Annotated in this window: 19 protein-coding genes and 1 tRNA gene; 18 read left to right on the forward strand and 2 right to left on the reverse strand. The window is 47.9% G+C overall.

What is annotated here, in order from left to right:
- Positions 1-70 precede the first annotated feature (70 nt).
- Both ACJJIV_RS14920 and ACJJIV_RS14925 read left to right on the forward strand, forming a co-directional pair.
- Positions 71-1,702, forward strand: a complete 1,632-nt coding sequence (locus ACJJIV_RS14920) for a S41 family peptidase (protein ID WP_444889487.1) — start codon at positions 71-73, stop codon at positions 1,700-1,702.
- A 1-nt stretch (position 1,703) separates the two neighbouring features.
- Entirely contained in the window at positions 1,704-2,084 is a 381-nt protein-coding gene (locus ACJJIV_RS14925; RefSeq protein ID WP_444889488.1) for a hypothetical protein, read from the forward strand.
- Between the two features lie 44 nt (positions 2,085-2,128).
- Here the strand turns inward: ACJJIV_RS14925 and yhbY are convergent, their stop codons facing one another.
- On the reverse strand, positions 2,129-2,431 hold the full coding sequence (yhbY, locus tag ACJJIV_RS14930) for a ribosome assembly RNA-binding protein YhbY (protein WP_252083197.1): 303 nt from the start codon (positions 2,429-2,431) through the stop codon (positions 2,129-2,131).
- Positions 2,432-2,574: 143 nt separating this feature from the next.
- On the opposite strand from yhbY, the gene rlmE reads away from it, so the two are divergent.
- The 13 genes from rlmE (at position 2,575) to ACJJIV_RS14995 (ending at position 15,949) form a co-directional block, all read left to right on the forward strand.
- Entirely contained in the window at positions 2,575-3,198 is a 624-nt protein-coding gene (gene rlmE / locus ACJJIV_RS14935) for a 23S rRNA (uridine(2552)-2'-O)-methyltransferase RlmE (protein ID WP_252083196.1), read from the forward strand.
- 175 nt (positions 3,199-3,373) lie between these two features.
- Positions 3,374-5,302 (forward strand): ATP-dependent zinc metalloprotease FtsH, encoded by a 1,929-nt coding sequence (gene ftsH / locus ACJJIV_RS14940; RefSeq protein ID WP_252083195.1) that lies wholly within the window; start codon positions 3,374-3,376, stop codon positions 5,300-5,302.
- Between the two features lie 64 nt (positions 5,303-5,366).
- Entirely contained in the window at positions 5,367-6,245 is an 879-nt protein-coding gene (folP, locus tag ACJJIV_RS14945; protein ID WP_353505442.1) for a dihydropteroate synthase, read from the forward strand.
- 93 nt (positions 6,246-6,338) lie between these two features.
- Entirely contained in the window at positions 6,339-7,691 is a 1,353-nt protein-coding gene (gene glmM, locus ACJJIV_RS14950; RefSeq protein ID WP_252083194.1) for a phosphoglucosamine mutase, read from the forward strand.
- A gap of 126 nt (positions 7,692-7,817) precedes the next feature.
- Entirely contained in the window at positions 7,818-8,552 is a 735-nt protein-coding gene (tpiA, locus tag ACJJIV_RS14955; RefSeq protein ID WP_252083193.1) for a triose-phosphate isomerase, read from the forward strand.
- Positions 8,553-8,620: 68 nt separating this feature from the next.
- The gene (secG, locus tag ACJJIV_RS14960) at positions 8,621-9,061 is read left to right on the forward strand and encodes a preprotein translocase subunit SecG (RefSeq protein WP_252083192.1); all 441 of its coding nucleotides are present in this window, start codon (positions 8,621-8,623) and stop codon (positions 9,059-9,061) included.
- 8 nt (positions 9,062-9,069) lie between these two features.
- Positions 9,070-9,155: transfer RNA gene (locus ACJJIV_RS14965), tRNA-Leu, on the forward strand.
- 167 nt (positions 9,156-9,322) lie between these two features.
- The gene (locus ACJJIV_RS14970) at positions 9,323-10,561 is read left to right on the forward strand and encodes a tyrosine-type recombinase/integrase (RefSeq protein WP_444889489.1); all 1,239 of its coding nucleotides are present in this window, start codon (positions 9,323-9,325) and stop codon (positions 10,559-10,561) included.
- A 16-nt stretch (positions 10,562-10,577) separates the two neighbouring features.
- A complete protein-coding gene (locus ACJJIV_RS14975; protein ID WP_444889490.1) occupies positions 10,578-11,588 on the forward strand; it encodes a DUF6387 family protein in 1,011 nt (336 codons plus the stop codon).
- A 133-nt stretch (positions 11,589-11,721) separates the two neighbouring features.
- Positions 11,722-11,970, forward strand: a complete 249-nt coding sequence (locus ACJJIV_RS14980) for a helix-turn-helix transcriptional regulator (RefSeq protein WP_444889491.1) — start codon at positions 11,722-11,724, stop codon at positions 11,968-11,970.
- Entirely contained in the window at positions 11,970-12,458 is a 489-nt protein-coding gene (locus ACJJIV_RS14985) for a hypothetical protein (RefSeq protein WP_444889492.1), read from the forward strand. Before ACJJIV_RS14980 ends, ACJJIV_RS14985 begins: the two co-directional genes overlap by 1 nt.
- Positions 12,448-12,888, forward strand: a complete 441-nt coding sequence (locus ACJJIV_RS14990; protein WP_444889493.1) for a hypothetical protein — start codon at positions 12,448-12,450, stop codon at positions 12,886-12,888. The genes ACJJIV_RS14985 and ACJJIV_RS14990 overlap by 11 nt, the downstream gene beginning before the upstream one ends.
- A gap of 232 nt (positions 12,889-13,120) precedes the next feature.
- Positions 13,121-15,949 carry a DUF927 domain-containing protein gene (locus ACJJIV_RS14995; RefSeq protein WP_444889494.1) on the forward strand — a complete coding sequence of 943 codons (2,829 nt, stop codon included), beginning with the start codon at positions 13,121-13,123 and terminating at the stop codon, positions 15,947-15,949.
- Between the two features lie 71 nt (positions 15,950-16,020).
- Here the strand turns inward: ACJJIV_RS14995 and ACJJIV_RS15000 are convergent, their stop codons facing one another.
- The gene (locus ACJJIV_RS15000; RefSeq protein ID WP_444891719.1) at positions 16,021-16,272 is read right to left on the reverse strand and encodes a phage integrase N-terminal SAM-like domain-containing protein; all 252 of its coding nucleotides are present in this window, start codon (positions 16,270-16,272) and stop codon (positions 16,021-16,023) included.
- Between the two features lie 172 nt (positions 16,273-16,444).
- Between ACJJIV_RS15000 and ACJJIV_RS15005 the strand changes: the two genes are divergently transcribed.
- The 3 genes from ACJJIV_RS15005 (at position 16,445) to ACJJIV_RS15015 (ending at position 20,814) form a co-directional block, all read left to right on the forward strand.
- A complete protein-coding gene (locus ACJJIV_RS15005) occupies positions 16,445-17,200 on the forward strand; it encodes a hypothetical protein (protein WP_444889495.1) in 756 nt (251 codons plus the stop codon).
- Between the two features lie 121 nt (positions 17,201-17,321).
- Positions 17,322-18,878: a transposase gene (locus ACJJIV_RS15010; RefSeq protein ID WP_444889496.1), complete on the forward strand. Its 1,557-nt coding sequence runs from the start codon at positions 17,322-17,324 to the stop codon at positions 18,876-18,878.
- Between the two features lie 1,453 nt (positions 18,879-20,331).
- Positions 20,332-20,814 (forward strand): SF0329 family protein, encoded by a 483-nt coding sequence (locus tag ACJJIV_RS15015; RefSeq protein WP_444889497.1) that lies wholly within the window; start codon positions 20,332-20,334, stop codon positions 20,812-20,814.
- The last annotated feature ends 51 nt before the right edge of the window (positions 20,815-20,865 follow it).

Below are 20,865 nucleotides of genomic sequence, written 5' to 3' on the forward strand. Positions count from 1 at the left end.
GGCTTTGATTAATAGTGATAACCTCCCCTACTTTAATAGTATTAGACAAAAATATTAAAGGAGCTGGGGGATGGGGACCCGTTTTCGTAAACTTGCCTTGCAAGGAATGATGGCGTTTGGAACGCTTGCTCTGATTGCTTGTGGTAGTGGCGGCGGCAGCGGAGATGATACGCCTGAAAGAACGAATGCTACGGGTACTGCTGGTAATGCAGAGCTTCCTACCTCGGCTGGAGAATCTTGGGTAGAGAATAACTTTTTGCCATCCTCGACTTTTGTAGCTAGATGCGTCTCACCAAGAACTGGTACCGACCCAGCAACTGGCTACGAATATATCGATCAGCTGGGAACACGCGTCGACGAAAACAACTGGCTTCGTTCCATGAGTAATGAAGTCTACCTTTGGTACGATGAAATTACAGATAAGGATCCGGCAAGCTTTGATGACTCTTTGGCTTACTTTGATCAGCTGAAAACTTTTAAGAAGACGCCCTCCGGCCGAGATAAGGATCGTTTTCACTACACGATTCCGACCAGCGAATGGTTATCGCAAACCGAGTCCGGAGTCTATGTTGGCTATGGACTTCAGTGGGCACTTCTATCGAGTGAGCCACCACGAAAGGCAGTAGTCGCCTACCTAGATGAAGAAGGCAATGAAAGTTTGCCAGGTATTATTACTCGGGGTGCTGAGGTGATCAGTGTGGATGGAGTCGACTTGGCCAATGGTGAAGATATAGATACGCTAAATAATGGCCTGTGGCCTGAGAGTGAAGGTGAATCCCACACTTTTGAATTTAGGCAAGTGGGTTCTTCCTTGATTGAAAAGGTTACTCTAGTTGCCTCAGCAGTGAAGTCTGATCCAGTTCAGTTTGTAAAGACCGAGGTGACGGGCTCCGGTCGCAGAGTGGGCTATATACTTTTCAATGATCATATTGCAACAGCTGAGGCGGAATTAATTAATGCAGTTACCCAGTTAGATACTGCTTCTGTTGAAGATTTAGTGTTGGATTTACGCTATAACGGCGGTGGGTATTTAGATATTGCCGCAGAGCTAGCCTATATGATTGCTGGTACAGTAACAATTGGCCAGCCCTTTGAGCGGACCAAGTTTAATAATAAGCATCCAGAGACAAACCCAATCACAGGGAAACCAATTGACTCGACCCCGTTCCATACCTCTGCGCTTGGGCTTATAGATGAGGGATTGAAAGGAGCCCCTTTGCCTACATTGAACCTTCCACGTGTATTTGTTTTGACCAGTGAGAATACTTGCTCGGCCAGTGAAGCTATTATTAATGGCTTGCGCGGAGTAGATATAGAGGTTATTCAGATTGGTGAAACTACTTGTGGCAAGCCCTATGGTTTTTATCCGTTGGATAATTGTGGTACTACTTATTTCACAATTCAGTTTTCTGGTGTGAATGCTAAAGGCTTTGGCGATTATTCAGATGGGTTTGCCCCTAATGGTACCGATAATACAGCTGCTGATTTGCCGGGTTGTCATATCGGCGATGACTTTTATCATCTTTTAGGTGATTCCAATGAGGCTCGTTTTGCGGCAGCCCTAAACTATATTGAAACAGGGGAGTGTGGTGATATAGCCGTTAGTGCATTTTCTGAGTCTGGTATCAATTCACGCATTCCAGTATCAAATGTTCAAGTGCCAAAAGAAGCTTCTCGTAGCAATCGGATAATGGTGAGATAAAATGAAAATTGCAGCCCTGATAGGTTACTGCTGTCTTGCCGTTATATGCTTGGGATGTGCCTCTCAGTCAAATATTCAGAGTGTCCAACCGGCGCTTTTGAAAAAGGTTAGCCCAGAAGTTACTGCGGAGATACAAGTGCTGGTTTCAGAAGCCTTGGGTGGGGTTAAAGTTACTCTGGGCTCTGAAGTGTTTGTAGATAAAAGTATTCTGGTCGTTGAACGTAATCGGCAGCATATGGCATTAATTGGTCGAGATATGGCGAAGCCCATCAAATTCCAGTTACTTACGGATGGGCGGAAGTGTTGGCTTGCTCGACTTTCTAGCGATGAGATGTGGGAACTGTCTGTACCCTGTGAGCTTGCTGTTGATGAAGATACTTGATGGAGATTATCAAGAAACGGCAGAGGCCGCTTCTTGATAAAACATCAGCGCAGCAAGTTAGACTTGCGTACATCCGGCTTCTTCGCAGCTCGATAGATTAAAGCGATTTTACCAATCTCCTGGATCAGTTCAGCAGAGGATTTCTGGCAGAGCTCCCCTACAATCTGATGTCGGACTTCACGGTCAGCGATCATCAGCTTTACCTTGATCAGCTCGTGATCTTCCAGTGCACGTTCCAGTTCTTCCATCACGCCCTCGCTGAGCCCATTGCCCGCTACAGTCACGACAGGTTTGAGATTGTGACCGAGAGAGCGCAGTGCTTTTTTGCGGTCGGCGGTTAAAGGCATACAATACTCCATTACCACTTTGTGGATATCGATATGGGAGTGACCAAAAGCCTCGATCTTCGTCAGCAGTTGTTTGGCTGACCCGATCGCGGCTTATGACCGCTCTTACTAATAAGCTGTAGTGATTGTAGGCATTGTACCCGATGGGCCGATCTAAGAGCAGCCACCGCTGGCTGCGTGAACATTTTAATGACCATTACGTCAAACAGTCCCAGAAAGAGGGCTATCGCTCCCGTGCCAGCTACAAGCTGCAGGAGTTACAGGATAAGGACCGCCTGTTCAAGCCAGGCATGACGGTTGTTGACCTGGGCGCTGCACCGGGAGGGTGGTCTCAGGTGGCGATGGAGCTAGTGGGGCACAAAGGCCGGGTTTTGGCGTCTGATATATTGCCGATGGACCCCCTGGCCGGTGTGGACTTTGTGCAAGGTGACTTTACTGAGGAGTCAGTGCTCAACGAGCTGCTGCAACATCTTGGCGATGAGATGGCAGACCTTGTGATTTCCGATATGGCCCCCAATATGAGTGGGATACGCGATGTTGATCAGCCCGCCTCCATGTATTTGGTAGAGTTGGCAGTAGATATGGCCCGGCAGGTATTAAAGCCCGGCGGTGCTTTTGTTGCCAAAGTCTTCCAGGGTGAGGGTTTTGATGAGCTGATCCGCGACTTGCGCGCGAGCTACAACAGTGTTGTGACTCGTAAGCCTGGCGCCTCCAGGCCTCGCTCTCGCGAAGTCTATTTGGTGGCCAGGGGCTTTAAGGGCAATTAGGCGCGAAGGCGTATTTCTAGTCTGCCTGCTCGATATGGTATAAGCATTATTCCTATTGGGCGGCAGGGCTGTTGTCTCCTACACCTATACTGATTTGATGGGTATAGATAGGATCGGCACAGCAAAATGAACGGATTTTGAGTGCGAAAGCGAGAGGGCTATCCCTTTGAATGATATGGCAAAGAACCTTGTACTGTGGTTGATCATCGCGGCGGTGCTGCTGATGGTATTTCAGAATTTTAAGCCGCAGACACGGGATGAGGCTCTCAGTTATTCCGACTTTGTTCAGGATGTGCAGTCGGGACAGGTGAAAAGCGTCGTTGTGGATGGTCTGGTGATTACTGGCGAAAAAGCCGACGGCAGTCGCTTCAAGACTATCCAGCCACAGATTATTGACGATGAACTCACCAATGAGTTGGTGCGCAGTAATACCCAGTTCGTTGGCCGTGAACCTGAATCTCCCAGTATCTGGCAGCAACTCTTGGTAGCGAGCTTCCCGATCCTCATTATTATTGCCGTCTTTATGTTCTTCATGCGCCAGATGCAGGGCGGTGCTGGTGGCCGTTCCGGGCCTATGGCTTTTGGTAAAAGTAAAGCGCGCCTATTAGGCGAAGATCAGATCAAGACCACCTTCGCCGATGTTGCGGGTGTGGATGAAGCAAAGGAAGAAGTACAGGAGCTGGTAGAGTTTCTACGAGACCCCACTAAATTCCAGCGCCTGGGCGGTAATATCCCCCGTGGTGTACTGATGTGTGGTCCTCCCGGAACCGGTAAGACCCTGCTGGCTAAGGCCATTGCCGGTGAGGCAAAAGTGCCCTTCTTCTCTATTTCCGGTTCCGACTTCGTAGAAATGTTTGTAGGCGTGGGTGCTTCCCGCGTCCGTGACATGTTCGATCAGGCCAAGAAGCAAGCTCCCTGCATTATCTTTATTGATGAAATCGACGCCGTAGGCCGCCATCGTGGCGCCGGTGTTGGCGGTGGTCATGACGAGCGTGAACAGACACTCAACCAGCTACTGGTAGAGATGGATGGCTTTGAAGGCAATGAAGGGGTGATCGTGATTGCCGCCACTAACCGCCCGGACGTACTCGACCATGCTCTGTTGCGCCCCGGTCGATTCGACCGTCAGGTATTTGTCGGCCTACCGGATATCCGCGGCCGCGAGCAGATTCTGACTGTGCATATGCGCAAGGTACCACTGGATGACAAGGTCAATGCTCAGACTATTGCGCGGGGTACACCCGGTTTCTCCGGTGCCGATTTAGCCAACTTGGTGAATGAAGCTGCACTTTTTGCTGCTCGCGCTAATAAGCGTACGGTGACCATGGAGGAGTTTGAGCGTGCCCGTGACAAAATCATGATGGGTGCCGAGCGCAAGTCCATGGTGATGAATGAGAAAGAGAAAGTGAATACTGCTTATCATGAAGCGGGTCATGCGATTATTGGTCGCCTGGTCCCAGAACATGATCCAGTACACAAAGTCACCATTATCCCTCGCGGCCGTGCACTGGGTGTTACCCAGTTCTTGCCTGAGGAGGATAAGTACAGCCTCTCCAAACGTGCGATTGAATCCCAGTTGTGTTCACTGTTTGGTGGTCGTATTGCCGAAGAGATGACCCTGGGTATAGATGGTGTGACAACCGGCGCGTCCAACGATATCGAGCGCGCTACCGACCTGGCACGTAGTATGGTGACCAAATGGGGACTCTCTGAGAAACTTGGTCCCTTGCACTATGGAGAAGATGAAAGCGGCCAGCCGGGGCAGGGTAACCCGGTTTCCGGCAAGACCTCTAATGATATTGATGAAGAAGTTCGCCGTATCATTGATAGCTGCTATGAACGTGCCAGCCAGTTGCTAGAGGAAAATCGAGATATCCTTGAAGCCATGAAAGATGCCCTGATGGAGTATGAAACCCTAGATGCAGAACAAGTGGACGACCTGATGGCTCGTCGCAAAGTGCGTCCACCTAAAGACTGGGAAGATAACAATTTTGGTTCCGGCGGCAACAGCTCAACCGATGAAGTAGATAAAACGGATACATCTGAGGCCTCTACTGAGGCAGACAAGAGTAATCCAGTTGGTGGCCCGTTAAACGAGCACTGATTCTCAGCGAAACATTCAAATGGCATAAGCGGAATGTAGGTCGGGATGGCATCAGCCCAACCCGATGAGACATTCCGTTTTTTTATCTCTGTATATGAAAATCACCTGTGGAAAACACACACTAAACCTCTCCTCACCTGTGGTGATGGGGATTCTCAATACCACCCCAGATTCTTTTTCCGATGGCGGCAGTTACTATCAGGCTGGCATGCTAGACCTGTCTCTTGTGTTGTGTCGGGCCGAGCAAATGCTAGACGAGGGGGCCGCAATTATTGATGTGGGTGGGGAGTCCACTCGGCCTGGAGCCGCTCCTATTTCTGAGCAGGAGGAGCTCGACAGGGTGCTCCCCGTGGTAGATGCGATTTGTACGAGGCTGGATGTCGTCGTCTCGGTAGATACCAGTACACCGACAGTGATGCGCGAAGCCGCTAAAGTGGGAGCCGGGCTTATCAATGATGTTCGTGCGCTTGAGCGAGAAGGTGCACTTGCGGCTGCCGCGCAAACAGATTTACCTGTATGTCTTATGCATATGCAAGGACAGCCGAATAGCATGCAAACTTCCCCCAATTATAGAGATGTAGTAACGGAAGTCGCCCATTACCTTGCGGACCGTATTGAGGCCTGTTGTGCTGTGGGAATTAACCGAGAGCGCCTCCTATTGGACCCAGGCTTTGGCTTTGGCAAGACCGACGCTCATAACCTGGCTTTATTAGGTGCCTTGTCGCAATTGGGGCCAGCGGATGTCCCTATACTGGCTGGCTTGTCGCGTAAGTCGATGATCGGGCGCCTGTTGCAGCGAGAGGTGGAGGATCGGCTTCCAGGTAGCCTTGCACTTGCTATGCTGGCAGCCCAGCGAGGGGCAAAGATTTTACGGGTGCACGATGTTGCAGAGACAGTTGATGTTTTGCGATTACAGCAAGTGGTCGAGGGGTTTAAAGCCTAATTCCTACAAACATTAGCCTCCTAAAATTGTGGAGGCATTTTTATAACTTTTACAAATTAAATGCGGCGTAGTTAGCTGCAGTAGAGAACAGAAATGGAAAGAAAGTACTTTGGCACTGACGGAATTCGTGGACATGTGGGGAAGGGGGCAATAACCCCGGACTTTATGCTGAGATTAGGGTACGCCACTGGTAAGGTGCTGGGTAAGATGTCCGCGGGTAAGAGGTCCAGTCGCCCCTATATTTTGATTGGCAAGGATACGCGAGTGTCCGGCTATATGTTTGAAGCTGCCCTGGAGGCGGGTTTAATCTACTCTGGAGTTGATGTGGGCCTATTGGGGCCCATGCCTACCCCTGCTATTGCCTACCTCACTCGCACTTTTCACGCTCGAGCGGGAATCGTAATCAGCGCCTCGCATAACCCTTTTCACGATAACGGCATCAAGTTCTTCTGTGCCGAAGGCTACAAATTGCCCGACGAAGTAGAGCGCGAGATCGAAGCGGCACTCGAGCTTCCCATGGAGGCGGCGGAAAATCTAGGCAAGGCATATCGAGTAGATGATGCGGCCTCGCGTTATATCGAATTCAGCAAAGCATCCACACCTTGGAACTTTTCTCTGGATGGTCTCAAAATCGTTCTTGATTGCGCAAACGGGGCCACTTATCACATAGCACCAAAGGTCTTTCGAGAGCTGGGAGCAGAAGTGACTGCCTTAAGTGCTAGCCCGGATGGACTAAATATCAATCTGGAGTGTGGCTCTACCAAACCCAAGCAGTTACAGAGCGCAGTAGTGGAGCAAGGTGCAGATCTCGGGATCGCTTTCGATGGTGATGGCGACAGGGTTTTGTTTGTTGATCGCAATGGTGATCTTGTCGATGGGGATCAGCTGCTCTTTATTATCGGCCTTTACCAGCAGGAGCATCTTGGGGGCTGTAAGGGCATTGTCGGTACCCTGATGAGTAATTACGGCTTTGAGTTGGCCCTGCGGGAGCGCAGTATCCCGTTTGAGCGCGCTAAAGTTGGCGACCGCTATGTGCTCGAAAAAATGAAGGCCAATGGCTGGATGCTGGGTGGTGAATCTTCTGGCCATATCATCTGCGCCGATGCTTCAACAACCGGAGACGGTATTGTTGCTGCTCTTCAGGTGCTTCGAGCCCTTTCTGAATTTGGCCTACCTCTGCACCAGCTCAAGGCGCGCATGCAGATGCTTCCCCAGCACATGATTAATGTGCGACTTGGACATCGCGATGGTATACTCGACCATCCGGAAGTTATGGCAGCGGTCAGTGATGCGGAGCTTCAACTCGCTGACAATGGTCGTGTTCTGCTGCGTCCCTCTGGTACTGAGCCCCTTATCCGGGTAATGGTGGAGGGCCGTGATAGCACTCAGGTAGAGCAACTGGCACAGCAGATCTCCGCTGTAGTACAAAGGGTTGGGGGCGGCTGAGCCCTTCATTAGGGGGCTCCTGAGGCGTTCTATAGGGCGCCATCAGTGAGATAGGTAAACTCGTATATTTTTGGTTGTATGTTGGCGGCAATGTCGCTAAGATTTGCGCCCCTTAAAGGAGCACACATGCGAATACCGCTGGTAGCAGCTAACTGGAAAATGAACGGCAATAAAGCTTTTGCCGAACGTTTTTTTTCTGACTTCGACTTGCAGGCTATTGCCGCTCACGTTGTTGTTTGCCCGCCATTTCCTTATATTCCCCTGGTATCCCAGGTAGCAGAAGATAGGGAGCGCTTTAGTGTTGGTGCGCAAAACCTCAGTCAGGAATCCAGTGGCGCATATACCGGTGAAATATCCGCTGAAATGCTGCTCGACTGGAATGCTCGCTATGTCATTATTGGGCACTCCGAGCGTCGCAGTCTCTATGGGGAGACAAGCGAGCTGGTAGCCAAGAAGTTTGTGGTTGCCCAGCAGGCTGGTTTGATCCCGATCCTTTGTGTCGGGGAAACCCTGCAAGAGCGCGAGCAGGAGCGTACCCTCGAGGTGATCGCAAACCAGCTTAAAGCTGTTAGCGACATCATCGAAAGTGATACCTGGAAGCATTCAGTTGTGGCTTATGAACCTGTTTGGGCAATAGGCACAGGTAAAACTGCAACGCCTGAAGAAGCGCAGGACGTTCACCAATTTATTCGGGGTGAGCTCGGTAATGTAGGTGAGCAGATACAGATTTTATATGGCGGTAGTGTAAAATCCGCTAATGCCAGTGCCTTGTTTGCGCAGGCTGATATTGACGGCGCCCTTGTGGGTGGCGCTTCGCTTGATGCGAAAGAGTTCGCCGCAATTTGTCGTGCTGCTGAATAATATTCAGCGAGCGGGTTAGGGAATACTAAAAACGGGTTAGCACAACCCCGGTAGAGAGTTTCCATAAAATGGAAGAAATTGTTTTAGGTATACACGTTCTGGTTGCATTGGGTATTATCGGCCTGATTTTATTGCAGCAAGGTAAAGGTGCCGAGGCCGGTGCCTCCTTTGGTGCAGGTGCATCTCAGACAGTTTTTGGTAGTCAGGGTGGCGGAAATTTCTTTTCCCGCTTGACAGCAATTCTTGCTACTGTATTCTTCGTCACCAGTTTGGGGCTGGCCTTTTTGGCTCGTCAAAACGCAGATGCCGATGTCGATGCAAATCTGCCGCAAATACCCGCTGCAGTTGAGCAAGTTGGACCGGCCAACGAGTTGCCAGAAATCGAAAGCGATATCCCGCAACTTGAATCAGATCTGGAAGCCGGTGATGTTCCTCAGGCTCCGACTGAAAGCAGCGATTCGCAAGAGCCAGCTGTAAATCAGGAAACTGATTCAGAGGAACAACAGTAAAGATTTTTGCCCAGGTGGTGGAATTGGTAGACACGCTATCTTGAGGGGGTAGTGAGCTATGCTCGTGCGGGTTCAAGTCCCGCCCTGGGCACCACATCAAGATCCGAAGAAGTTCGGAATCATCCAGAAAGCCCCGTAAATCGGGGCTTTTTGCTATCTGGAGGTTACACAGTCCTCCGCTCTAGTTCATTGTCATCCGGTGCTATCTGGTGCTACATTTGGTGCTACCTCGGTTCAATTTAGAAACAGGTAGCACCACCAATGGCCCTTACAGATACACAAATCAAACAGGCCAAACCAAGCGACAAGGATCAGTGGCTTACAGATCAGCAGGGATTACGCCTATTGGTCAAACCCAATGGTTCCAAGTATTGGCGGCTAAAGTACCGATTCAAAGGAAGGCAGAAAACACTGGCCTTGGGAGTTTACCCCTCTGTCAGTCTCAAGCAGGCGAGACAGAAGTTAGCTGAAGCAAAGCAGTTGTTGGAGGAGGGCCGCGACCCTTCAGTACAAAAGCGAGTTGAGAAACACCAAACTAGAGTCAATATTGACCAAAGCTTTGCTGCTGTTGCTGAAGAGTGGTGGAACCACCAGAAAGGAACCTGGACAGAGGACCATGCCAACCGTGTATGGACTAGGTTGCGAGATAATACCTTCCTTCGAATTGGCCAAAGGCCCATTGCCGATCTTCATCCTCAAGATGTAATAGCCATTGTCCGCGATATTGAGGAGCGGGATGCTATGGATGTTGCGCAGCGGGTTTTACAGGATATTCGCCGCGTTTGTCGCTATGCCGTTCAGGTTGGCAAACTTACTCACAATCCAGCGATTGAGTTAACGGGTATTTTGCGTGGCCGAAAAAGTAACCACCGGGCTTCCCTCCCACGAGAAGAGTTACCTGGTTTCCTGAAAGAGTTAGACCTCTACCAAAAGCGGGGCCGGATATTAACCAAGCTTGCTATTCAGTTACTGATACTCACCTTTGTTAGACCTGGCGAATTGCGTTGTGCACGCTGGGAAGAGTTCGACTTTGAATCTGCACTATGGCGTATCCCTGGTGATCGCATGAAGATGGGCACGGATCATATTGTGCCGCTGTCTTCACAAGCTCTTGCTGCACTTGAAGAGTTGAAGTCTTTAACTGGCCAGTACTCTCTGCTTTTCCCCTCCGAGCGCGAAAGAGCTAAACCCATGTCCGATAACACTATGCGCAGGGCTATTTTTAAAATGGGCTGGGATGGCTCCCAAGAGGGAAAAAGTAAAGCAAATCCCCATGGTTTCCGCGCTACAGCTTCCTCAATCCTGAATGAGACCGGCTTTAATCCTGACGCCATTGAACGGCAGCTTTCACATATGGAAAGGAATGGGGTACGGGCTGCGTATACCCACCATGCTCGTTATATGGATGAGCGAAAAGAGATGATGCAGTGGTGGGCAAATTACCTTGATGAGATGCGGGGAAGTGGGAAGGTTGTCCCAATCTTTGCAAAGCAGAGCTAACAATAGAGAGATTGGTATGACATCTTCTTTCCTGAAAGCTAGGGAGCGGTTTCGAATTGATGACTATAAAAAACTTAATAAGCAGTCAGACAGGGCCCTATTTGAGTTTCTGGCATCTCGATCAAATACTTGCTCTTGGTTATCACATTTGACCAGAGGCAACTTATTTAAGCTGAACGTTTGTGACTTAGAAATTCCAGAAGAGATGGAATCCCCTTTCCTTGCTTTTAGAGAGGATGATACCGAGTATAAGAAACTTAAATCCTTTGATATAAGTGAGTATCTCTCTCCTGACCAAGATGTTGAAGAGACAATTGATTCTTCAACATGGACTCCCACTTGGTTAAGGTCCCAGCAGTATGTTTGCTCTTCAGTCAGACCTATGGGGGTTGGGGACGTAATTCGGATGTTCGATGATCTTGGAGATGGAGCACCAGAAGGTTTCTCTGAAGAGGAGTTTGCTGAGGATGTAGCTGAATCGAGAGCTAGGTATCGACAGAATGAAGAAATCTATCCTGAGCTAGAAAAGACCTCAATTGATCAATATTACCGGGAAGCTTTTGGCTACCATGATGGCCTTACAGCTCTGACTATTGATTTGGCAGCAAGAGATGATCAGATAATTGGAGAGCTTAAAGAGCTACTACCAAGACTAAGAGAGTTAATACAGCTAGAGCCCGACCGTGCCTACTCTGCCAATCGTAAAGAACAGTTATTTTTAGGCCCTTCGCTACAGAAACGCGATACCCGCCGAATTGATATGGATAAGGTAAGAGACTACCGTGTTCCTGCATTAATTGATCTGTATATCTGGTCTATTGTTGAGGGGGAGCACTTATCTAATGCAGATTTTTTGAGGCTAGTATTTCCAGGTGACACAAGAGCCGATGAGCTGGTTAACGAAGATAAGATTAAAAAGGTTTGCTTGCCATACGCTTTCCGCTGTATGAAAACTGAGCTGCTATCTACTCTCCATAGATCCTTAGACTGGGAAGAAAAAAAGAATTGGAAAAATAGCATTTCTTAAACTTCCGAAAAGTGGCGCCGCTTAAACTTCTGAAAAGTGGCGTTGCTTAAACTTCCGGTAAGCCCCGTTTGCAATTGATTCAATCTCCTCACCGCCACAGACGTTCACTGTGGTTTGTTAAAGGAGACTGAATATGACCCTCTCAAATACTCATCCCCAAATGCCGGATGTTTTACCTAGCCCGCCGAGCGACCCTATTTTGCGTCTACCAGAGGTAGAGCGTCAGACTGGGCTCAAGAAGACTTATATCTATGCTCTGGTGAAAAAAGGCGAATTCCCCACCCCTATCAAACTTGGTGAGCGCGCCAGTGGTTGGCTCTCTTCTGAGGTCTGCCAGTGGGTGCAAGATCGAGTTGCTATTTCTCGTGCGGGAGGCAAGTAATGACTCTTCGTGCCTACTCTCCCTACACACACCAGCAAGTAGCTGAATTTGCTCGAAGCTATCGGAAAACAGAAAGCGCTGAGTTTGAGCAGAAAATACTTCTCTCAAATTCAAACCTGAGCCCTGAAGATCGGAAACTCTTCCTCAGCTCTATCATGGAGACATTTGATATGGGCTGTCCTATCCCTGGTTATGAGTTGCTTTTGTTCCTATGGCCAACGGGTGAAGCAGCGTTTCTAGCGGTAGGTTCTGATTCATTTCACCCTATTGTTGATCAGCAACATGGCCGGGCCCATTGGTATCTCTCCTCCCCTAATACAATAGCACTAGGCCTTCCTGATACTGAGGTGGTGAACCTTTACCGCCTTAGAGGAGGTCTCTCTCTGGGAGGTTGGTTAGTTTGGGATGGTATCCAACTCGAATACCACCCATCAGAGGAAGCTGATGCCCTAGAGCTTCGTAATGGAGGGCTTAAAAATGTCAGCTAATATACGTGCCCTCGCCATGCCATATTGCCTAGATTTGCAGCCATGCGGTCGCTACGCACTACTCAATCGAAACTACAAGCCAGTTGGTTTTAGCAGCAGATCATTTGTCTACTATGAAGAGTACCCTGTACTTTTCAATATCCGAATTACACCCAAAAAAGCGGCAGCAATCTCCTTTAAAGGTGATCCTGATCCGAGGCGAATTATTCTTTATAACGATGGTTGTATCCCTACCGCCAACTCGGAAACCTGGCTTTTCTATCAGGCTAAATTAGCGATCTTGGCGCGATTACATCATTACAGTGATGATGAATATCACGAACAGGACAAAGCAAAACGCATCCGTCTGGCCAACTTACGCGATGCAAAACGGTTTACGGAACCTAAGGGCGTAGCGGTTTCCCTACCGCCAAATTTATCAACACAATAAATGAGACTAATGCCCCTATTCGGGGCGATCTTACCCCCTCTTTAAAAAAGGTGTTACAAGTGTGCAGGTGTTACAGCATGGCTGAAAGCCCCGTATTTACTGGCTTTCCGCTGTCACACCTTTCTGTTACCCCAAAAGTGTTACAGCAAAAAGGTGTAACAGGGATAAGGCCCGCAGTTCTGTTGGAAGCCTTATGGGGCGGGGGTTAATGCTAAAAATATAAGGAAAGCTAATGGCACGCTTTGATATTAAACGAGTGGCAGATTTCGCCCTTGATCGGGCTGATGAAGTATTGGCGCACTGGGCTCCAGATGGCTCATATCAGGGAGCTGAATATATTGCTCTTAACCCAACTCGATCTGATAGCAGTAAGGGGTCCTTCTCAGTAAATCGTAATACCGGTGCATGGGCGGATTTTGCAGCGGATGAAAAAGGTGGGGACCTCGTATCGCTGGTTGCCTATCTTGAGGGGGTAAACAATGGAGAGGCAGCACAAAGGCTTGCTGCATTTCTGGGGCTCTCTGAAGGGGAGTCTATACCGCCTAGCTCAACCTATAAGTCGAAACCCAAAAAGCCAGCCGGTAACTCCTGGGAAGCCGTATTGCCGGTACCTTTAGAAGCAGAGCAGTCTTGCCCAACAACCCATCCCCATAACGGTAAACCCTCTAAAGTTTGGGAGTACCGGGGACAGTGCGGCTCACTGTTAATGAAGGTAATGCGTTTTGACATTCAGAAAGGCGATACAAGATCAAAAGACTATCGCCCCTTAACCTATTGCCGGGATTCGAAGGGTCGCAATTCTTGGAGATGGAAGCAGCCGGTAAAAACGCGGCCACTCTATAAACTGGATCTATTGGCAAAGCGCTCTAAAGCTCCGGTATTGCTAACCGAAGGTGAAAAGGCTGCGGATGCAGCTACTAGCCTGCTGCCGGGTTATGTCTCCATGACCTGGCCCGGTGGTAGTAAAGCGCTGGGCAAAGCAGATTTTAAGCCCCTACATGGAAGGGAAGTACTTCTCTGGCCCGATAATGATGCAGCAGGCAAAGACTGTATGCTAAAGCTGGCTGCGATGCTACACACTATGGAGTGTAAGGTTTCTATGGTGTGTTTGGAGTCCTTAGGACCTAAGTGGCCAGCAAAAGGCGATGCGGCTGATGTGGAAGCTGCCGGTATTACAAAAGAGCAGCTTGCAGCCTTAATTACAGAGGGAAAGTTATTAACGTCCTATCAACCTGTGGCAACGGAACATCAAGACCAAAATAAGGGAGGAAGTAATAAAGGGGCCGAGTCTGGGCAATTTGTAGTAAATAATCGTGGGGTTTTCTTCCCGGTTCAGGGGGCAGATGATGAGCCTTCACTAATGAGAATATGTGATCGCCTGGATGTGCTTGCTTTAACTCGTGACCCCCAAGGAAGAAACTGGGGCACCTTGGTTCGCTTCCTTGACCCCGATGGCATTGTTAAAGAGTGGAATATACCTAGTGAATACCTAGCGACTGAGGGTGGTGCGGAAGTACTCAAGCAGCTGTACAGCATGGGCCTTCGCGCTGAGGCGGGGCAGCAACCAAGACGCAGAATTATTCAATACCTGCAAACCGCAAAAAGCCCTAATCGCTATGTGTTGGTGAATAAACTTGGTTGGCATGGTGATGCCTACTTACTACCAAATGAAACCCTGGGAACTCCTATAGAGCCTCTGTATTTTTACTCCACTAGCCCGGATCTCAATAAGATAAAGTTTAGTGGAGAGCTTCAGCAATGGCGTGAGCATGTAGCGAGCTATTGTAAAAACAATACCCGGTTGTTATTTGCGGTTTCAGCAGCGTTTGCAGGGCCTCTACTAAATCTCATTGGCATGGAAACGACCGGCTTTCACTTCTTTGGTGATAGCTCCCAGGGAAAAACGACGTTACTTAAAGTGGCTGCCTCTGTTTATGGCGGGCCTGATTTTGTTCGTACCTGGCGTAGTACTGATAACGCGCTAGAAAGTATTGCTGCCTCCCACTCAGACGGCCTTTTAATTCTTGATGAGATCAGCCAATGCGATCCCCGTATTGTCGGAGATATTGCCTATATGCTGGGAAATGGCACTGGCAAAGCAAGGGCTAATGATCGCGGGGGAGTACGCGGGAATGCATTTGAATGGAGGCTTGTCTTCCTCTCAACCGGCGAGCGCACACTTGATCAACAGATGGCTGAAGTGGGCAAGAAAGCAAAAGCCGGGCAAGAAGTGCGCCTACTGGCTATTCCCTCGGATACAGGGAGCGGAGCGGGTATCTTTGATGAATTGCATGGGTTTGCAGGGGGCGCTGCGTTATCGCGCTATATGGTTGAGAAAGCGTCCTTATTCCATGGAGTGGCCCTTTATACGTTTATCAGAGAGCTTTGCGCAAGCAACTTGGAAAAGCTGGCAACCCAGATTCGCCGTGAGCTGGTGAACTTTGCTGCAGAGCTGTCTGATGATGTGAGTGGCCAAGTACGCAGAGCAGCAGAGAAGTTTGCCCTAGTTGGTTTTGCCGGGGAGCTGGCTTCCACTGCGGGAATTACAGATTGGCCAAAAGGCATGGCGATGGAAGCGGCTAAATCCTGTTTTAGCGCTTGGGTATCGGCCCGTGGCGGTGTTGGAAACCTGGAGGACCGGCAGACCTTGGCAGCACTGAGATTATTCTTTGATCTCTATGGAGAGTCCCACTTTACCCGCTGGGATCGAGAAGACTTCACAGCCGATGATCACACTGTTCGCACCCTAAAGCGTTGCGGCTACCGGAAAACGCTACAGGACAGTAATGCCCTTGAGGGGCAGGCTTGCTCTGAGACTGTTTACTACGTTTACCCAGCCACTTTTAAAGCGGAGGTTTGCAAAGGGCTTAGTGATCGGAAGGCAAAGCAACTATTGGCCGCCTGTGGTGCTTTGGAGCGTGACAAAAACGGAAAGTACTCGATTCCAACGCGTTTACCGAACAGTGGGCGTAACCCAGAACGGGTGCTAATCATTCGACCTCACTTGATTCCTGTTGAAGATGATGGAGAAAAGGGACTACTTAAGAAAAAGGCCGCATAGCCCATGCTGTTTACAGGTAGTTTGTAGGGGGAGAACTCGAAGCTTGCTGGTGGCTTTAGTTGGTCAATTTCCTAATGCATTCTATTTGCAGCTTTGCGGAAGATGTTAACCGAACAATGAAGATTGACCGACAGATAGTTTAGTAACGTCTCAACCTCGACAATAACGACCTCACAAAAGTATCGTAGTTTATAAAAGTGAATAAAGCGCTTTATCCAGTAAACGTATGCCTGTTCCGTCCGATAGGCTAGACCTGCCTCGCGTATTTGGTGTCGAACGTTGGAGATGAACTTGGTTGAATGTTTGGGTAACCTGTTGCGAATATCATTACAGGTGTAAGCCCCGAATTATAGAGCCATAGGCAATATCCGCAGAAAGTTTCCCCTAACTTATTGATTTAATTGTGGGTAAAATGTGTTCAAGAGCGGGAAGCTGAACCAGGCGGCTTGAGCCGATGGCTGTTTAATAAACTGTTAAATGTAATCGGAGATCACATTGTCAAAAAAGGAAGTAGTTCCAGCATTCATCAAAAAGGGAACTGAAATCGCCGGGGGAGCCACGGGAGCAGCTTTGGGGTTTCTTGCTGGTGGTCCGGCTGGAGCAGCAGCGGGTGGTGCCGCTGGTGTGATAGTCTCACAGACAGGCGGTGTTGTTGCTGACTTCGTTGAGCGTACTTTGTCTCATCGAGAAGTTGTTAGAGCGGCTGGTGCAACATCATTATCACTAGAAAAAATTCAAGAAAAATTTGATGCTGGCTTGGAACCTAGAGATGATGACTTCTTCAGATTGAGAGTTGGCTATAGGCCAAAAGCTGAAGATCTATTTGAAGCAATGATGCTCAAATCCAAGAATCAATATGAAGAGCATAAAGTTTTCTTTTACGCTAACCTCTTTGCCAACGCTTGCTTTGATGAGGCATTATCCGCAGACACTATATCTTGGTTTATGCTTGTCTTAGATAAGTTGACATTCTCCCACATAGAAACTCTAAATGAATTTGTTCAATTAGGCGGTAATTCCAAGTGGGAATGGGGACATCTAAACGCAATTGGTGAGAAATCTCATGTAGTTGCGGCACAACTAGAAGAATTAAAAGGAATGAGGTTGTTGTCATTAGATCACTGGGGAGACACCCCAATTAAAGCCACACCTATAGCGGTGCAGTTCATCCAGGCCATTGGGTTTAGTAATCCATTTGATAGTCAGTTCGATCACGTCATTAGATCCAATAATGGCGCGTCAAACATTTAACAAGTTTAGGCAGGCGGACCGGCATACTGCCGGCCGCTGCTAAAGGCGTTCAGGCTGTAGAAAAACTCTTAAAAGGTAGCTTTTTTGTTAAAATGGAGGTCTTGATGTCGAGATTATCCATATGCCCAACTTCAAACGTTACGATTACAACCAAGATGCAATGGTCGTCATCAATTTCGAAGAACAATTACAACCTGAAACCTTTGAGTTTACACTTCATCATCTGATTGATGATCATATCGACCTCTCTGCCTTCCATAAAAAATATCAAAATGATAGCGGCGGGCGAACCGCTTATGATCCAGCTATCCTCCTGAAAATCATATTGTTTGCTTACTCAAAAGGCATTACCTCAAGTCGTGAAATTCAATGGCAATGTGAGAACAATATCCTCTTCAAAGCACTGTCATGCGATACCGTTCCGCATTTTACTAGTATTGCAAGTTTCGTAAGCAGTTATCCTGATGCGATTGAGTCGGTGTTTGAGCAAGTGTTACTGGTCTGCGATCAGCAGGGACTGCTTGGAAACGAACTTTTCGCAATAGATGGATGCAAGATGCCATCCAATGCCAGCAAAGAACATTCGGGGACTTTTAGAGAGCTAGCACAGAAGCAGGAAAAAATTCGCAAGAAGATCAAATATTTCCTCAAAGAGCACAAGAGGCTGGATGGCAGGAAGCCTAAAGAAAAAGAGCGAAAGCAAGCGGTAGCTAAAGCGGCGGATACGCTGCAGAAACACTTTGATAAAATTGATCAGTTCTTAAAGAATCATTCCCCCAGGATGGGGCAAGGTAAAAAACCTAAAGAAGTGAAAAGTAATATCACGGACAATGAATCAGCTAAGATGACTACCAGCAAGGGAACCATCCAGGGCTATAACGGTGTTGCCGCAGTTGATAGGAAGCATCAGATAGTTGTTGAGGCCCAGGCCTTTGGAGAGGGCCAGGAGCATCATACATTGAAACCTATTCTTGATGGCATCAGTTGCCATTATCAGAATATAGGAATAGATGAAGACATCTTGGCCAAACAGGTCATCATTACTGCTGATACTGGATTCTCCAACGACGCTAACTACAACTACCTGCGAGAGAACGGCATCAATGCCTACATACCTGATAATAAATTCCGTTCACGTGATAAAGCTTTTACAACGCAAAAAACCAAGTATGGCAAGCGCAATCAAAAAGGTAGGGCTAATGTCCAGAAGACTACCCCAGCTAGTGAATTTACATTCAACAAGAAAAAGAAAACCTGTATCTGTCCTGCAGGAAAAGCCATGCTCTTGTTAAAAGAAGAGCATGTCAGTGAAGGTAAGAAGAAACTACTGTTCGAAGGGCGCCTCACCGACTGCAGGGCATGCAGCCTTAAAAGTCAGTGTATGCGAAACCCAGACTCTGCTGACTCTCGAAAAGGACACGGAAGGCAAGTATCCCTTACGTGGACAAACGGACGGACAGCCACCGACTGGATGAAGAAGAGGGTTGATAGTATCGAGGGCAAGACCATTTATGGACATCGAATGTCTGCTGTCGAACCGGTATTTGGAAACATTGGTACCAATAAACGATTGAATCGCTTCTCGCTACGAGGAAAAAGTAAGGTTCAAGGACAATGGCAGATGTTCTGCTTGGTACATAACATTGAAAAGTTGATGAGATATGGCAGTATCCACTGATTGAGTATAAATTAAGGGCATCAAGATGCCTAAATTTAATACAATGAATGAAATTTGGTGGTATAGATAAAATTTGGCCGAAATTTCAATTGGAGGAATCTGGGAAATGGCAGATTTTTCTAAAACTGTTTTTCTACAGTCTCGTTAAGCATCCAATATGAAGTACTTAAATAGACATCAGATTACTCTCTATGTAACCGAGGAACTTCTGTCTTGGGTTAAGTTGGTTCAACCTGACCTTCACAGATGGCCCCTTGAAACGATCAATCATCGGCCAACTGCATACTTAATTGAAGAGGAAGATCAGAATTGTCACGGTTTAGCATTAGAGAATAATTATAAGAAGATCGTGGAACACGAATTATCTTATCTCTATATAGATAGAGAGCTTTGGCCCAAAGAAATAACATATAAGCTGTTTTCGTCATGGTTTACTTATCAATACCATGAAAAGATATGTGACCTAAGCTCTGAAAAGCTAGAGAGCTTCGATGGATAGTCCAATGCTTAACAAAGCCAAGCACATTCGCCAGCAATGCTGGCTGGACCTACATTCCGCAGCTTCGCTTCTCTATTTAGGCCTGTGCTGGCAACGTTAGGAGGCCCACAAATGCAGAGAAAGCACAGAATATTCGCCTACTTAACTCTGGGGATTGCTTCACTCTATATAGCTGGGTTCTTCTGCTTATACCCTCTGATAGCCAGATATACAGTTGGTGTAGAACCAGGTTATACAATCGCACGAACTGCGACTTTTCTACATAGTGCTTTTTATCAGCCATTACTTTCTTATGCAGGCCCTGAGAGCCGCATCAGCAAATTGTGGTACAAGAATTCTCTTTACTGGTGTAAAAGAGTTCACGAGAGAGAGTTTTGCGAATCAAGCTCCTAACAAGCGGCTGTAGTTGCCATGCTTCGCATGGCTGGGACGGCTTTTCCGCAGCTTCGCTGCTACAAGTCCGCCCCTAGGCCGGGCGTTAAGGCATCATGAGAACTACATTGAAGCTAGTCGCAATAATTTCAGTGTTTTTAGCTTTGACCTGTGCTGTATTTCTTGGTTTCTACCAATGTGGTGGTTACATTTGGGTTCGGCAAGCTGTTACTGCGGTAGCTGGAGTAAGTCTTGTATTATCTGTGGTTAGCAGTTATCGGGTCTCTGGTAGCTCTCGAAAAATCGCAGTGGGTGTGACTGCTGTACTTATAGTTTTATTTGTCATGGCTTGGTACAGTGGTCAGGCACTGTATATTACACCCAATAGTATTTCTGAGTTTTTCGGCCCTGGCTGCTAGCAAGCCTTAACAAATACAGGCAGTTTGCTACGGCCCTTCGGGCCTTCGCGGGGCGGCTTACTTTGTGCACATTCTGCGCGGTCGCTTTGCTCCCATTTTCGCGAAAAATTCGCACAAAGTAAGCCGCCCCCGCTGTGGGCGTTAGCTGGTGAAAAGACTCATTATGAAGTGGTCTAAATTGAAAAAAAGAGTAGAAGAGAATTTCGCTGATTCTGTTAAAGGTAGAATTGAAATTTTCACTACTGCCTACAGGCGACAAGATGAAATCTCTAGAACCTGGATGGTTATAGACGGTAAGGAGAAAGTGAGCTTCACAGATTGTGCTTCGTGGAGAAACCTAAGAGCTTATTTTCATGAGCTGACGCCAACAAACTGTCTGAGACATAGAAAGATAGATGAATCAGAGCGACAAGAAGACAGCTTGTTCGAGCCCGGAGAGTTCAGCAGTTATGACTTTAAGATAATGGCATTTGAGTCTCTGAACACTTCAGCTCATAATTGCTTATCTTCAGAGCACCCGATTTTAAGGTGTTTAGGTGTTCTTCATCAAAAAACAGGTAAGACGAGGGTGAAGGCAATGCGAGAGGATAAGCATCCCTTGGTCGCGTTTTTGGCAGAATTTAGGTATATGGCAGAATGCAGCTAACAAAGCTTCGCAGCTACAGCCAATTATGCGCTGGAAGCGGCGTTAGCTTTA

The sequence above is a fragment of the Microbulbifer mixtoriginis (SeqCode) genome, assembly GCF_052466765.1.